This is a genomic window from Mesorhizobium xinjiangense (genome assembly GCF_009749525.1).
GTDB classification, from domain to species: domain Bacteria; phylum Pseudomonadota; class Alphaproteobacteria; order Rhizobiales; family Rhizobiaceae; genus Mangrovimarina; species Mangrovimarina xinjiangensis.
This window is the reverse complement of sequence record NZ_WOAC01000007.1, coordinates 96,948-111,742: the sequence shown is the minus strand read 5'-3', so window position 1 is coordinate 111,742 and position 14,795 is coordinate 96,948. Positions and strand designations below refer to the sequence as shown.

The window sequence follows — 14,795 nt, the reverse complement described above, 5'->3', positions numbered from 1 at the left end:
CGCCGATGGCGGATTTGGCGTCGTCATCAGCCACCCCAAAAAGCCAACAAAAGAAAACGCCCCGCGCGAACGGGGCGTTTCCTGCATTTCAACATGCTGGCGCGATGAATGCGCGCCAGATCAATATGCTGGAACATTTTCTAGCCGTGGCCGGGCACGGCCGAGGCCATCTCGGCGACATCGTCCTCCTGCGGCTCCCGGTCGGGATGCGACAGGTAGGTGTAGAACATCGGCACGACGAAGAGCGTGAACATGGTGCCGACGAGGATGCCGGAAAAGATCACCAGACCCATCGAATAACGCGCCGCGGCCCCTGCCCCTTCGGCCGTAATCAGCGGCACCACGCCGAGCGCCATGGCCGCCGTCGTCATCAGGATCGGACGCAGGCGTACCTTGGCCGAAGCGACGATGGCGTCGAATTTCGACAGGCTGTGATCCTCACGCTGCTGATTGGCGAACTCCACCAGCAGGATGCCGTGCTTGGTGATGAGGCCGATCAGCGTAATCAGCCCGACCTGGGTGTAGATATTGAGCGTCCCCAGGCCGAGATTGAGCGGCACGATCGCTCCGAAGATGGCCAGCGGCACCGTCATCAGAATGATGAGCGGATCGCGGAAGCTCTCGAACTGCGCCGCCAGAACGAGATAGATCACGACAATGGCCATCGCGAAGGCGATCACGATGGTGTTGCCCTGCTCGACCTCCAACCGCGATTGCCCCGAATAGTCGAGGAAAAAGCCTTCCGGCAGCCGCTGCTCGGCAATATCGACGATCGTCTGCAATCCGTCGCCCGTGGTCACGGTCGGTAGCGGAAGCGCCGAGATCGTCGCCGAGTTGAGCTGATCGAACTGCTCGATCGCCGCCGGCGACGCATTGGTCGACACCGACACCACGGCCGACAGCGGCACCATCTCGCCGCTCGCACTGCGCACGAAGAATTCGCCCAGGCGATGCGGGTTGTTGCGGAACTCGTCCGGCACCTGGGTGATGACGTCGTAGCTGTTGGAATCGCGGTCGAACTGGGCGATCGAGCCGCCACCCACCAGAAGGCCCAGCGTCGCGCCGACTTCGCTGATCGGGATGTTGAGCGCGGCCACCCGGTCGCGGTCGATGGTCAGCGTGACCTCCGGCGCGTCGAAGGAGAGAGAATTCTGGACGACGATGAAGCGCCCGCTCGCCTCCGCCTCGCGCTTGATTTCCTCGGCAATCTCGTAGACCTGGCTGGCATCGCCGGTCGACTGGACCACGACGGAGATCGGCAGACCGCCGCCGGTTCCCGGCAGTGTCGGCGGCGCAAAGATGAGCGCCTCCACCCCGGCGACCTTGGACAATCGCTGCTGGATGTCCTCCTGCAGTTCCTTTTGTGAGCGCTCGCGTTCGGACCAGTCCTTGAAGGCCCATACGGCGATGCCGGAATTGGTCTGGCCGTCAAAGCCGGCGATCGAGAAATTGGCCTTCAGCTCGGGCAGGTCCTTGGTCAACTGGCGCATCTGATCGGCGTAAAGCTGCGTATACTCCGTCGTCGCGTAGCGCGGTGCGTTGACCAGGGCGAAGAGAGCGCCGACATCCTCCTCGGGCGCCAGTTCGCTCGACGTCTTCATCGCCAGGACGCCGGTGAGCGCCACGAGCACGACAGCGATCATCAGCGTAACGGGACGATATTTCAGCGAGCCGGAAACGAGCCTCTCGTAGAGATTGGCGAGACGCTCGAACGTGTTGTCAACAATCTGCTGGAACCGGCTGTGGCCACCGGCCTTGAGCATGCGCGCCGACATCATGGGCGTAATCGTCAGCGCCACGATGCCCGAGATGACAACGGCGCCGGCAAGCGTGAAGGCGAACTCGCGAAACAGCGAGCCGGTCAGACCGCCCGTGAAGCCGAGCGGCGCAAAGACGGCAGCAAGGGTGATGGTCATTGCCACAACCGGACCGGTGATCTCCTTCATGCCCCGGAAGGCGGCCGACATCGGCGACTGGCCCTCCTCGATGTGACGGTGGATGTTCTCCACCACGACGATCGCGTCGTCGACCACGAGACCGATCGCCAGCACCATCGCGAGCAGCGACAGGAGGTTCAGCGAATAACCCATCGCGAACAGGAAGAAGCACACGCCGATGAGCGAAAGCGGGATCGTCACGATCGGCATCACCACCGAGCGGAAAGACCCGAGGAACAGGAGGATGACCACCACGACGATGGCCACGGCCTCGGCGATCGTCTTGAAAACCTCCTCGATCGACGCACCGATCTGTTCCGTGGCGTCGTAGACCAGCGTGATCGACATGCCGTCGGGCAGGCTCGCCTGCAGCGCCGGCAATTCGTCGATGACGGCGCCCGCCGTGCTGAGCGGGTTGGCCGCCGGCGTCGGGAAGATGCCGATAAAGGTGCCCGGCTCGCCGTTGAACTGCACGATCGTGTCGGTGCTTTCGGCGGCCAGTTCCACCCGCGCCACATCGCGCAGCCGCACCACATCGTCGCCTTCCGACTTGAGCGGCAGCGATCCGAATGCCTCCGGCGTCTGCAGCGTCGACTTCAGCGTGATCGAATAGGCGACATATTCGTTCTTGGTCTTGCCCGGCGCGGAGAGGTAGTTCGAGGCGTTGATGGCGCTCAGCACCTCGGCGGCGGTCAGCCCGCGCGCGGCAAGGCGCACCGGATCGATCCACACGCGCATTGAATAGTTGGCCGCGCCCATGATCTGCACTTCGGCGACGCCCTCGATGGTGGACATGCGGGGACGGATGACGCGCTCGATATATTCGGTGAGCTGCTCACTCGTCATGTTGGGATTCTGCATCGCCAGATACATGATGGCGAATTGCTGCCCCGTTCCCTTCACGATCGTCGGGTCGTCGGCGTCGGAGGGCAGGTCGCCGGTGACCTGCTGCACCTTCGACATGACTTCGGTGAGCGCGACGTCGGGATCCGACCCGAGCTCCATGTGAACGGTAACGACGCTCGCCGAGGGGCGGCTCTGCGACGTCACATAGTCGATATTCTCGGTCGTCGAGACCGCCCGCGCGATTGGCGCGGTGATGAAGCCCTGGATGAGATCCGGGCTGGCGCCGGCATAGGTGGTCGTGATCGTGATGACCGTTTCCTCGACTTCCGGGTACTCGCGCACGGACATGTTGAACATGCCCTGGAAACCCAGAAGCAGGATCAGCAACCCCAGGACGCTCGACAGAACCGGCCGTCGGATGAAGATATCTGAAAAACTCATTGTGCGGCTGCCTGCTGGGTGAGCGAAGCGCTCGGATTGACCGAGTTGTCGATGTTGACGGGCGAGCCGTTGTTGAGACGGTTCTGGCCGGCCGTGACGATCTGTTCTCCGGCTGCCACGCCCTCGACGATTTCGACCAACCCGCCAGAGCGCCGGCCGGTCTTGACGAAGATCTGCCGCGCGACCAGCGCCGGACCGGCCTCCTCGTCTTGCGCCTGCGCGTCATCGCTCGCCTGAGCTTCGTCCGACTGGCCATCGCCCTCGCCGGCGGCCGCCGGCGTTGCACCACCCTCGACCTCGGCCTCAACCACGGCATAGACATAGTCGCCGTAAAGGCTGGTCACGACCGCCGTCTGGGGCAGCGCCACGACATTGTCCTCCTGCGGCAGCATGACCGCCACCTGCGCGAACTGTCCCGGCGTCAGCTTGCCTTCGGGATTGCTGATTTCGGCCCGCACGGCGACGAGCCGCGTCTGCGGATCGATCTTCGGCTCGATGCCGGTGATGCGTCCTTCAAACGGCATGTTGTCCGCCGAAAGGCCAATCCGCACCGGCTGGCCGATCTCGATCAGCGGAAGTTCCTGTTCGGGCACGGTGAAATCGGCGCGCATCGTCTCGGTATCCTGCAGCGTGGCCACCGTCGTGCCGGGCGAAAGATACTGACCCTTCTCGATATGCGGGATGCCGATCGTACCGCCGAACGGCGCGATAAGCTGCTTCTGGTCCAGCACCGCCTCCAGCTTCGCGACCTGCGAGGTCGATGCCGTAGCCGCCGCCTGCTGGCTGTCGACCGTGGTTTCGGAGCTCACGCCGCGCTCCCTCAATTGCAGGGCGCGGTTGAGCAATTGCTGATCGAGGGCCGCCTGCGCCCTGGCCGCGTCCAGATCCGCACGTTCAACCTCTGCCTTGAGCTGCATCAGCATCGCACCCTGTTCGACCGTGTCGTTCGCCTCGAACAGAATCGTGTCGACGATGCCCGAGGTTTCGACCGTCAGGTCGACGCCGCGCACCGCATTGACGGTACCGATCGCTTGGACGTCCGGCTTCCAGCTCAGCGGCTCCACAGTGACCGTGGAGACGGTGACGGCGGGACGCTGCATATTGGCGAAGAAATCCTGGATCGCCTTGTCGCGGAACAGATTGAAGCCGATCAATCCGCCTACCAGAATCGCAAGCAGAACGAAGGCTATGACAAAGCGTTTAATCATCGTGTGAGGCTCCGAGTCCGTTCCGGCTTTTCAGCCGACCGCTGCGGGTTGGAGATGGCAAATATGACGGCTTGCGCCGAGGCGGCGAATTACTGTACCGTCTGGACGGTTAAGTCAAGTCATTGCAGCCATGCGGAATAAACGATTGGCCGATCAGCTCATATCATCATCACAGCCCGAACAATCAACGCCGGCGGCGAAAAAGCCGTTATCATCTCGCGCTAAAATATTAAAGGCGGCATCCGAACTCGTCGCCGAATATGGCCCCGCCGCCATGTCGCTGGAAGCCGTCGCGGCACGCGCCGGCCTGTCGAAAGGCGGCCTGCTCTACAATTTCTCGAACAAGGCCAAGTTGCTTGAAGCAATCGTCGAAGAACATCTGGCCGAATTCAAGACGCGGCTTGATCACGAGGCGGCTGAACGGGCGGCATCGCCCAACGCCCTGTGCACGGCCTTTCTGTTGCTCACGCGATGTGACGAATCCGTGAAAAAGGGGCCGCCTGCGGGAATGCTCGCCGCACTGGCCGAAAACCCCGATTTTCTAGAACCCGTCCGCCGTTTCAATCGCGAACTGTTCGAGCGCCTGAAGACAACCTCCAGAGATCCCGAACTCGCCCTGATCACCGTGCTCGCGATCGAAGGCCTGCGCCTGTCGCAGCTGATCGGCACGGAAATCCTGACCGAGGCCGAAAAGACGGACGTCTTGAAGCGACTGGAACTGATGCTGGACGGCAGTGCCTGAAGCGCCCCAGCCGAGCCGCGTCACCCTCGCGCCAGATCGAGACCCGTCCAGGCACCATCGTCTCGGGACGATTTGACGCATGCGTCGACGAACGCCACGCCCTCCAGCCCGTCATACACGCTCGGATAGACAGCCTCGGCCGGCGGCCTGCCGCCTTGCCGCGCCGCCCGGATAGCCCGCGCGGCTTCGGCGTAGATGTTCGCAAAACCCTCCAGATAGCCTTCCGGGTGCCCTGCCGGCACACGACTGACACGGGCCGCGGACGGCCCGGCGCCCGCGCCGTTGCGCGTGATCAGACGTTTCGGCTCGCCGAATGGCGTGTACCACAGATGGTTCGGCTGCTCCTGATGCCATTCCAGCCCGCCCTTGCTGCCATAGACGCGCAAGGTCAGCCCGTTCTCATTTCCCGGCGCAACCTGGCTCGCCCACAGCATGCCCTTTGCGCCGCCCTTGAAGCGCAGCATCACATGCGCATTGTCGTCGACTGGCCGGTCTTCGACAAAGGCGTCGAGATCGGCCGCCAGGCTGTCGAGTTCCAGGCCGCTGACGAAACGAAGAAGATTATAGGCGTGCGTCCCGATGTCGCCCGTCGCGCCGCCGGCGCCCGTCTTGGCGGGGTCGGTACGCCAGGCGGCCTGTTTCTGGCCGCTGTCCTCGATCCGTGTCGTCAGCCAGTCCTGCGGATATTCGGCCTGCACGACCCGGATCGTTCCGAGCTCGCCGGCCGCCACCATGTCTCGCGCCTGTCGCACCATGGGATAGCCGGTGTAGTTATGCGTCAGGATGAAGAGTTTGCCGGACGCTTCGACGAGATCCACGAGCTTTCTGGCATCTGCGAGATTCGAGGTGAGCGGCTTGTCGCATATCACGTGAATGCCCGCCTTCAGGAAAGCTTGCGCGGCCGGCCAGTGCATGTGATTCGGCGTGACTATGGCAACAGCCTCGATGCCGTCGGAGCGCTGCGCTTCGGCCGTGGCCATATCGGCAAACGACGCATAGCTGCGCTCCGCGTCGAGACCCAGTTCGACCGCCGAGGCGCGCGCCCTTTCCGGGTCGGACGACAAGGCACCGGCGACGAGTTCGAATGCCCCGTCGAGCCGCGCGGCGATCCGGTGCACGCCGCCGATGAAGGCGCCCTGCCCGCCACCCACCATCCCGTAGCGGATCGGTGCGTTGTCGCTTCTGCCACTGGTCATGCCTGCCTCCTCCTTTGTCGCGACGTTGTGTTGCCGCACCTTATTCGATGCCCATCATCTTGCGCAGTGCCGCCCGGTCGGTCGTGCCGCCGGCGAAATCGTCGAACGCCTTGTCGGTGACGCGAATGATGTGATGGGCGATGAAGGGCGCGCCTTCGGCCGCCCCGTCCTCGGGGTTCTTCAGGCAGCATTCCCACTCCAGCACGGCCCAGGAATCGTAGCCATGGGTCGTCAGCTTGGAGAAGATGCCGGAGAAATCGACCTGCCCGTCGCCCAGCGACCGGAACCGCCCTGCCCGGCCGACCCAGCCCTGATAGCCCGAATAGACCCCCTGGCGTCCGTCCGGGTTGAACTCGGCGTCCTTGACGTGAAAGGCCTTGATGCGTTCGTGATAGATGTCGATGAAGGCTAGGTAGTCGAGCTGCTGCAGCAGGAAATGCGACGGATCGTAATTGATGTTGGCTCGCGCGTGCCCGCCGACGGCATCGAGGAACATCTCGAAGGTCGCCCCGTCGAAGACGTCCTCGCCAGGATGGATCTCGTAGCCGATATCGACACCGGCCTCGTCATAGGCGTCGAGGATCGGCTTCCAGCGCCGGCCCAGTTCGCCGAACGCCTCCTCGATCAGGCCGGCCGGGCGCTGCGGCCAGGGGTAGAGATAGGGAAAGGCCAGCGCCCCGGTGAACGAAACCGATACGTCGAGACCGAGATTGCGCGACGCCCTGGCGCCAAGCATGAGCTGGCGCACCGCCCATTCCTGGCGCGCCTTGGGATTGTTGTGCACAGAGGCCGGCGCGAAACCGTCGAACTGGCTGTCATAGGCGGGATGGACTGCCACCAACTGGCCCTGCAGATGGGTCGACAGTTCGGTGATCTCCACCCCGGCATCGGCGCAGATGCCCTTGACCTCGTCGCAATAGGCTTGTGATTCGGCCGCCTTTTCCAGATCGAACAGCCGTCCGTCCCATGTCGGGATCTGGATGCCCTTGTAGCCCAGCCCGCCAGCCCATTCGGCGATCGCCGGCAGTGTATTGTAAGGTGCCTCGTCGCTTGCGAACTGCGCCAGGAAAAGAGCGGGTCCCTTGATCGTTGCCGGCATTGCGCCTCCTCCACATCATGTTTCGTCCGAAATAAATCGATTCACCGGACTGTGTCCTATCGAAAGCATATCAGGCGGCAGCCATCAATCACTCCTTGGTGGCGCATCTGACGGCACGCTTTCATAACAGGACTCTTGTTATCAAGTTTATTTGCAACCCCCTCTAGCATCCATTCTGGAATCCTTCTAAACAAGGAGCAGATACCAGCAAGACGATGCGTCTTCATGAGAAGATGCGTCTGCATAGGAGTTGTCATGCGACTCACGCGTCAGACGAATTACGCAATCCGCATTCTCATGTACTGCGCGGCCAATGACGGCCGGCTGAGCCGTATTCCGGAGATCGCGGCCGCCTATTCGGTATCGGAACTTTTTCTGTTCAAGATCCTGCAGCCGCTCGTCGAGAACGGCTTTGTCCAAACGGTCCGCGGCCGCAACGGCGGCGTGAAGCTCGGCAAGCCGGCCACCGACATCACGCTTTTCGATGTCGTCAGGGTGACGGAAGAGAACTTCGCCATGGCCGAGTGCTTCGAGAACGACGCAACCGAATGCCCGCTCGTCGACAGCTGCGCGTTGAACTCGGCGCTGCGCCAGGCGCTGGGTGCGTTTTTCGAGGTCCTGGCCGGCTACACCATTGCCGATCTGGTCAAGGATCGGCCCGACATGCGCAACCTGCTCAACATCAACGAGACGACCGGCCACGCCATCGCCAACTGAGCGTACCGGCGCATACCGAGCGCGCAGCCGGGTCATGCCGCCGATTGCGGCAGCACGAAGGGCATGTCGCCGCGCGGTAAAATGCCGACCTTCATGTCGCATTCGAAGACGCGGGCGATGATGTCGTCGCGCAGCACTTCCGTCGGCGTGCCGGCGGCAGCCAGACGCCCGCGATGCATGACGAAGACGACGTCGGCGAACATCGCCGTGAGATTGAGGTCGTGCAGGATGGCGATGACACCCCCGCCGCGCGCGGCGAAGTCGCGTGCGATGCGCATGATGATGAGCTGGTGCTTGATGTCGAGGCTCGAGACGGGCTCGTCCAGGAAGAGATAGCGCGGCACGCCTTCGAGAACCGGGGCCCAGACCTGGCACAGGACGCGCGCCAGTTGCACACGCTGCTGCTCGCCGCCGGACAGCTCCTGGTAGAAGCGGCCGGCGAACCCGTCGAGATCGACGCGCGCGAGCGCCCGTTCGGGCAGGCGCGCCCCCTCGCCGGCGAGCGCGCCCGAGCGGCCGCTGCTCAGGCCGAGGCCGACCACCTCGCGCACGGTGAACGGAAAGGACAGGTTGGTCGCCTGCGGCAGGACGGCGCGCATCGCGGCAAGCCGCCATGGTTTCAGGGCCGACACTTCCGCACCATTGATCGCGATATGTCCCGAATAGGGCAACTCTCCCGTCAGGGAGCGCAGAAACGTCGTCTTGCCCGAGCCGTTGGGACCCACGACCGCCGCCAGCGCACCCGGAGGGGCCTTGAAGTCGACGCCGGTTACGATGCACTGCTTGCCGATGAATACCGATACGTCGTTCGCTTCGATCATGGTCGTCTCCGCATCAAAGATCGATGACGCCGCGCCGGCGCAGCAGGATCCACAGGAAGAAGGGGCCGCCGACCGCCGCGGTGACGATGCCGATGGGCAGTTCGGCCGGCGTGACAATGGTGCGGCTGACCGCATCGGCGATCAAGAGCAGGCTGGCGCCGAGCAAAGCCGAGCATGGCAGCAGATAGCGGTTGTCCGGCCCGATCAGCAGCCGCAGCAGGTGCGGCACGACGATGCCGACGAAGCCGATGCCGCCGGAAACGGCCACGGAAGCGCCCGTGGCCGCCGCCACGGCGACGATGGCGACATTCTTCAGCCGCTGCACCGGAATGCCCAGGTGATTGGCCGTCGCCTCGCCGAGCGCCATCGCGTTGAGCCCGCGGGCCAGGAACGGCGCCGTCAACAGGACGGCGACGATGATCGGCCCGGCTGCCGCGATCTTGGTCCAGGTCGCGCCGGCCAGCGAGCCGAGCCCCCAGAAGGTAAGGTCGCGCAGCTGGCGGTCGTCGGCCCAAAAGACCAGCACGCCGGAAAACGCCCCGGCCATGGCGCCGAGCGCGATGCCGGCCAAGAGCATGGTTGCGATCGAGGTCTGTCCCCTGCGGGTCGCCACGCGATAAAGAAGAAGTGTCGTGGCCAGACCACCCAGAAAGGCGGCGAACGGCAGGGCATAGATGCCGAGCCATTGAACGAGCGGAGCGAGCGACGTCGTGCCGAGCACGATGACGCTGATTGCGCCGAGGCCGGCGCCGGCCGAGACGCCGACGATGCCCGGATCGGCCAGCGGATTGCGGAACAGCCCCTGCATGACGGCGCCGGACACCGCGAGCGCGGCACCGATGAGTATGCCGAGCACCACACGCGGCAATCGGATTTCATAGATGATGATGTTCTGGCGAAGCGCCTGAAGCCCGCCATTCTCGCCACCGGGCGCGAAGAGACCGGCAAGAACGCGCCAGGCCGACGCGTCGGCCGCCCCGTATCCGAGGCTGGCCGCCGCAGTCACCGCCAGCAGCACCATCAGGACGGCGAACGCCAGCCGGGCCCGCCCTGATCGGTCACCCGCAACCATACGATCTTCCGCCGCCTGCGGCGCGCTCACGACAGTATCCACCATGCGGCCCGGTCAGTGTGTGATCTTGTCGCCATAGAGACTGGCCGCGAGGTCGCGTGCGGCAGCCGCCGTGCGCGGCCCGAAGCCGAGCAGATAGTTTCCGTCCATGCGGATCAGGCGCTTCGACGCACCGGCCGGCGTGGCGGCAACAGCCGGATTGGAGAACAGCTGATCTGCCACCGGCCCGTGGTCGGGTCCACCGCGATCCATCATCAATATGACATCCGGGCGCGCGTTGATCACCGCCTCGTCGGTCAGTTGCTTGTAGCCCTCGAATTCCGTGATCACATTCTGCCCGCCGGCGAGCGCAATGATGCCGTCGGCAGCGGTGCCGGTGCCCGAGGCGAGCACTTTGCCGCCCTGAATGCTCAAGATGAACAGGACGCGCCTGGGCTCGGCGATGCCTTCGGTCAGCGCGCGCGCGGCGTCGAGCTCGCTGCCGACCTCGCGCGCCAGCGCCTCGGCCTTGTCGTCCGCCCCGATCGCCGCGCCAACGGTGCGAATCTTGGCCAGGATGCCGTCGCGGTCGAATGTCTCGGGAACGACCACCATGGGCACGCTTGCCTTTTCCAGAACGTCGACGGCCTCCGGCGGACCGCTGCCCTCAAGCGCTATGATCGCGTCGGGATTGACCGAGAGCACACCTTCGGGCGAAAGCGCCCGCATATAGCCGATGTCGGGCAGTTTGAGCGCCGCCTCGGGAAACTGGCTGGTCGAGTCACGCGCCACCAGCCTGTCCTGTTCACCGAGCGCGTAGACGATTTCGGTGACCGAGCCGCCGACGCCGACGATGCGACGCGCCTCGGCGGCAACGGCCGCCTGCTCGCCGGCAAAGGCCCTTTCGCCGCCGGGCGGCGGCGCCAGCACCGGAAAGACGGTGAGCGCTAGGGTGAATAGGCAGGCGCCTGCCTGCATCAAGCGTCGCCGGGATGATGTGGTCGTCATGGCCTGTGCCTCACGCTGCCGTGGAATGCGGGACTTGCGGCAGGTTTTCGACGATGAAACGCCAGTCCGGCCGCTCGTCCACCCCTTCCTTTCGTTTGCCGAAGAACTGGATGATCATCGACCCGTCCGCTCCATAGGCCTCGATCGAGGTGACATGGCCATCCTTGTTGGGCTTGCGCACCGCCCAAACCTCGGCGATGTGGTCGAGCCGCAGATGAAGATGGAAGGTCGGATCCATCACATTGAGCCACGGCCCCATCGGCTTGATCTCCCGGATCGGCCCGGAATGGATCTGGATGCAGCCGCGATTGCCGACGAAGCACATGATCGGCAGGTCGTCTTCCTGCGCGGCATGGCGCATCATCGCCTCGACCGCGCCGTTGTCGAGCCGCCAGGCAAAATCGCGGCCGATGACTTCCACCGCCTTGCGGCGCGTCAACTTCATGTCGCGCAAAATGCCGGCGAACTGATGCACGTCCGTCATCGTGCCCCAGCGCCGACGCAGTTCCGTCAGATCCGGTTCGGCGGCAGGCTCTTCGGCTTTGTCACCGTCGGTGGCGATCGCGACCGTCTGCGACTGATCGGGCGCCAGCATGTCGCGCACGAGGCGCTCATAGGCCTCGACATCGGAAGACGGGCGCAAATGAATCTTGTGCACGGCCTCGCCCGCCGCATCGAAGAATTGCAGGCTGCGGCGCACTTGCTCGCCGTCCGCCTTCTCGACGGCAAATCCATGCACCCAATGCTTGGGGAAGATGCGCAGGTCGATCTCAGCGCCCAGAACCATCGCGGCATGCTTTCCGGCCACGGGCTTGTCATAGGGGCCGATCTTCTCGTGCACGGCACTTTCATTGCGCGTCAGCGCCATGACCTCGCCGACGGCGCCGATGCCGCCCAGAAGCTTGTCCACATCCGGCACGATCCTGCGCGCCGAAATGCCGCAATAGGCGGCGACGAACTCGGCCTCCGATATGCCGAGCTGATTTGCCAGGTCGCGCTCGCGCATCTTGGGATTGTCCGCCCACGCGGCGCGGATCGCTTCCGGCGTCGGTCTGACGTCGATGGTCATCAATGGCCCCCTACTTGTTGAGAATGAGCTTGCCCTGACGGGTGATTTTCAGACGGTAGAGCGCGCCGCCATGCTCGATTCCGATCTCCTTGCCGCCTTCGAAGAGCGAGTTGCTGCTGATCGTCTTCATGTCAAACGGCTGGCGGGCCGCCTGCTCGTCGCGCCGATAAGCGGGAGACCTGTCGCGCCGTGCGAATTCAACGGTGTAGCGCATGCTGTTCACGTCCATCTCCTCCATTCGCGCCGGGCTTGCGCAGAGCTGGCTTGGCGGGTCGGGAATCTCCGATTTGATTTCTTGACAGTAATTATCATGTTTATTAGGAAGTGCAATACCGGACGCAATGAGTCAAGTTTAAACGCGAACGGGCCAACCGACAACCGCGAGCAAGCGCACACAACGATGACGTGTCAGCCAGCACGAACACATTTCAGGAGAGGGCAGATGGGGCTGGTTCACGGCTACCCGGATCGGGTCGATAGCGCATGGCATCACGACATGTCGGCAACGAGGTGGCGCCGGTCGGCGGCACTGTTGGCCGGCGTCGCGGTCATTGGATTGACGGCTGGCGAAGCAGCCGCACAGGAAGCTACAGCGCAGGATGCGGCGGTCGCACAGGCAACACAAACCGACAGCGAAGTCGGCCTCACCGTTCTGGATCGGATAACGGTTGTCAGCCGTACCGGCGAGAGCGCACTTGAAACGCTTGGCTCCGTCAGCCAGGTCGCCGGCGAAGTTCTCGAGCGGCGCATGGCGACCAATCCGTCAGAAGTTCTGTTCGGCGTGCCTGGCGTGGCGGTCCAGATGGATTCAAAGAGAGCCGCTTCGACAATCAATATCCGCGGCCTGCAGGACTTTGGACGTGTTGCAGTCATCGTCGATGGTGCCCGGCAGAATTTTCAGCGCTCCGGGCACGGTACACAGAATCTCTTTTTCATCGATCCGATGCTGATCCAGCAGGTCGATGTCGTACGTGGCCCAATTGCCAATACCTATGGCTCCGGAGCGATCGGCGGCGTCGTCTTCTTCGAGACCAAGGATGCGATCGACTTTCTGCATCCGGACGAGACATATGCATTCTCCGTTACGGGACAGTATGAATCAAACGGCAGCGGATGGACGACCAGCGGCACTGGCGCTTATCGCTTTAGCGACGCTTTCGACGTTCTGGGCAACGTCGTCTGGCGCGATTACGGCGAGTACAAGGATGGTGACGGCAACCGGGTGGAAGGGTCCGGTTTCGATCTTCTCAGTGGAATGTTGAAGTCGTCCATCCGACCGACCGAGAACAGCGAACTGAAGCTTGGATGGATCGGTGCCGACGACAGCTGGACAGAAGGGTCCGGCGCCTATGATGCCGATCTCAAGCAGAACACCTTCACGGCACGATACAACATCACCGACGATGCGGCGAGTTGGCTCGATCTGCATGTCAACGCGTCCTACAACAAATCCAACCTTGACCAGACCTACCTGACGGATGCGTTCCAGTTCGATTCCTCAACAGGCGCCCCGACGATCATCCCGGCCGGCTCCCAGACCACCTATGATCTCGACACCTACGGGTTCGATGCCTGGAACACCTCGCGGTTCGATACCGGTCTGATCTCCCACGAATTGACCTATGGCGGGGACTGGCTGAAGGACGAGGTCGTCACCGAGAACGCCGGTGGCGGCAGCGACGTCTACACGCCTTCGGGCAACAGAACCGTCTGGGGAGCCTATGTCCAGGACAAGATTACCTACGAATGGCTCGAGGTCATCGGGGCGCTGCGTTACGACAATTACGAATTGGAGGGCGGTTCAACCGACAATTCCGGTGACCGCGTTTCACCGCGCATCACCGTAGGCGTGTCACCATTCACGGATGAGACCTGGAAAGGACTTCAGTTCTACGGCACCTACGCCGAAGGGTATCGGTCGCCTTCCGTTACCGAAACGCTGATCAGCGGCCTGCATCCCAACGGCGTCGTCTTCCCCTTCCTGCCGAACCCCGACCTGAAGCCCGAAACGGCAAAAACATGGGAGTTCGGCGTTAATTACGCGAAAGACGGCATCGCCCTCGCCGATGACACCTTGCGGCTCAAAGCGGCTTATTTCAACAACGACATCGACGACTATATCGGCGGCAAGTCGATCGATGCCGGCACGGACGGTTGTCCGTACATTCCCACATTAACGCCGATATGGATGGGCGGCAGCTACGTTCCCACCTGCTTTCAGTACCAGAACTTCGCGGAAGCCAAGATCCGCGGCTTCGAATTCGAGGCCGTCTACGATGCGGGTCGCTGGTTCGGTGGTCTGACGGCATCCATCATCGATGGCTACACGATCCAGGACGGGGAGCGTGAAGACCTTCTGACCGTGCCGAACTCCCAGGTCACGGCGCATCTTGGCATGCGCCTGCTCGAAGAGAAGCTGACGATCGGCGGCGAAGTCCAGTACAACGATGTTCCGGAGGGGGCGACCTTCGCGGACAACTATACGCTCGTCAACGCATTCGCCAGCTATCGGCCGAACGAGAATTTCCGGTTGGATTTCCGTGCCGACAACCTTTTTGACGAGCATTACGCCAACCCGCTCAACGCAACCACAACGGATATCATCTACGAACCCGGCCTGACGCTGAAGTTGGCCGCAACCCTACGCTTTGGAGGCTAAG

General features: G+C 63.2%; 12 protein-coding genes. 3 read left to right on the top strand and 9 right to left on the bottom strand.

Translation table 11 applies throughout. From position 1 onward, the window contains the following. Window positions 1–140 precede the first annotated feature (140 nt). Both GM909_RS09810 and GM909_RS09805 read right to left on the bottom strand, forming a co-directional pair. Window positions 141–3,224, bottom strand: coding sequence for an efflux RND transporter permease subunit (locus tag GM909_RS09810; RefSeq protein ID WP_157016204.1), 3,084 nt, complete (start codon window positions 3,222–3,224; stop codon window positions 141–143). Continuing rightward, window positions 3,221–4,432: an efflux RND transporter periplasmic adaptor subunit gene (locus GM909_RS09805; RefSeq protein ID WP_157016203.1), complete on the bottom strand. Its 1,212-nt coding sequence runs from the start codon at window positions 4,430–4,432 to the stop codon at window positions 3,221–3,223. Before GM909_RS09805 ends, GM909_RS09810 begins: the two co-directional genes overlap by 4 nt. 160 nt (window positions 4,433–4,592) lie before the next feature. On the opposite strand from GM909_RS09805, the gene GM909_RS09800 reads away from it, so the two are divergent. Then, a complete protein-coding gene (locus GM909_RS09800; protein WP_268890764.1) occupies window positions 4,593–5,174 on the top strand; it encodes a TetR/AcrR family transcriptional regulator in 582 nt (193 codons plus the stop codon). 20 nt (window positions 5,175–5,194) lie between these two features. Here GM909_RS09800 and GM909_RS09795 read toward each other — a convergent pair whose 3' ends face one another. Then, entirely contained in the window at window positions 5,195–6,370 is a 1,176-nt protein-coding gene (locus tag GM909_RS09795) for a Gfo/Idh/MocA family protein (protein WP_157016201.1), read from the bottom strand. Between the two features lie 40 nt (window positions 6,371–6,410). After that, on the bottom strand, window positions 6,411–7,469 hold the full coding sequence (locus GM909_RS09790) for a sugar phosphate isomerase/epimerase family protein (protein ID WP_157016200.1): 1,059 nt from the start codon (window positions 7,467–7,469) through the stop codon (window positions 6,411–6,413). Window positions 7,470–7,724: 255 nt separating this feature from the next. Here GM909_RS09790 and rirA point away from each other — a divergent pair, with 255 nt between their 5' ends. Beyond that, a complete protein-coding gene (gene rirA / locus GM909_RS09785) occupies window positions 7,725–8,186 on the top strand; it encodes an iron-responsive transcriptional regulator RirA (protein ID WP_157016199.1) in 462 nt (153 codons plus the stop codon). Between the two features lie 32 nt (window positions 8,187–8,218). Here rirA and GM909_RS09780 read toward each other — a convergent pair whose 3' ends face one another. The 5 genes from GM909_RS09780 to hemP are packed head-to-tail and all read right to left on the bottom strand — an operon-like array spanning window position 8,219 to window position 12,373. Next, complete coding sequence (locus GM909_RS09780) at window positions 8,219–9,007, bottom strand: heme ABC transporter ATP-binding protein (RefSeq protein ID WP_157016198.1); 789 nt, start codon at window positions 9,005–9,007, stop codon at window positions 8,219–8,221. Between the two features lie 13 nt (window positions 9,008–9,020). After that, window positions 9,021–10,124 (bottom strand): FecCD family ABC transporter permease, encoded by a 1,104-nt coding sequence (locus GM909_RS09775; RefSeq protein WP_157016197.1) that lies wholly within the window; start codon window positions 10,122–10,124, stop codon window positions 9,021–9,023. Window positions 10,125–10,133: 9 nt separating this feature from the next. Next, the gene (locus GM909_RS09770; RefSeq protein WP_157016196.1) at window positions 10,134–11,066 is read right to left on the bottom strand and encodes a heme/hemin ABC transporter substrate-binding protein; all 933 of its coding nucleotides are present in this window, start codon (window positions 11,064–11,066) and stop codon (window positions 10,134–10,136) included. A gap of 10 nt (window positions 11,067–11,076) precedes the next feature. Next, window positions 11,077–12,135, bottom strand: coding sequence for a hemin-degrading factor (locus GM909_RS09765; RefSeq protein WP_157016195.1), 1,059 nt, complete (start codon window positions 12,133–12,135; stop codon window positions 11,077–11,079). Window positions 12,136–12,145: 10 nt separating this feature from the next. Further along, window positions 12,146–12,373 carry a hemin uptake protein HemP gene (hemP, locus tag GM909_RS09760; protein WP_407941270.1) on the bottom strand — a complete coding sequence of 76 codons (228 nt, stop codon included), beginning with the start codon at window positions 12,371–12,373 and terminating at the stop codon, window positions 12,146–12,148. 258 nt (window positions 12,374–12,631) lie between these two features. Here hemP and GM909_RS09755 point away from each other — a divergent pair, with 258 nt between their 5' ends. Further along, window positions 12,632–14,794 (top strand): TonB-dependent hemoglobin/transferrin/lactoferrin family receptor, encoded by a 2,163-nt coding sequence (locus GM909_RS09755; protein ID WP_157016284.1) that lies wholly within the window; start codon window positions 12,632–12,634, stop codon window positions 14,792–14,794. Window position 14,795: the final 1 nt, after the last annotated feature.